The 278-nt window shown below is 57.2% G+C and carries 1 pseudogene; it reads right to left on the bottom strand.

Going from position 1 to position 278, the window contains the following annotated elements:
• Positions 1 to 139 precede the first annotated feature (139 nt).
• Positions 140 to 278: pseudogene (locus KJQ96_RS41230) on the bottom strand (tripartite tricarboxylate transporter substrate binding protein BugD); the annotation flags it as partial.

Below are 278 nucleotides of genomic sequence, written 5' to 3'. Positions count from 1 at the left end.
AGTGAACCCGTCGGGGAGCACCCACATCAACCCATCGCCGAGCGGTTCGACCCTGTCGCCGACAGGTCCGGGTTCGACTACTGGCCGATAACGAAAAGCCCCGCTCCGCGGGGCTTTTTCATTGCATGATCGCTGAATACTATTTCTTCTCTTCCAGCAACTTTTTGTATTTCTCGACGTCCCGGGTCACCAACTGACCGAGCACTTCGCTCGCATGCTCGTTGGCATCGGGCGCAACTGTGGAGAGATCGTGAAAACGCTTCTTCACCGCCTCGCTC

The sequence above is a fragment of the Bradyrhizobium sp. sGM-13 genome (assembly GCF_018398875.1).
Classification (GTDB): domain Bacteria; phylum Pseudomonadota; class Alphaproteobacteria; order Rhizobiales; family Xanthobacteraceae; genus Bradyrhizobium.
This window is presented reverse-complemented; position numbering and strand designations above follow the sequence as displayed.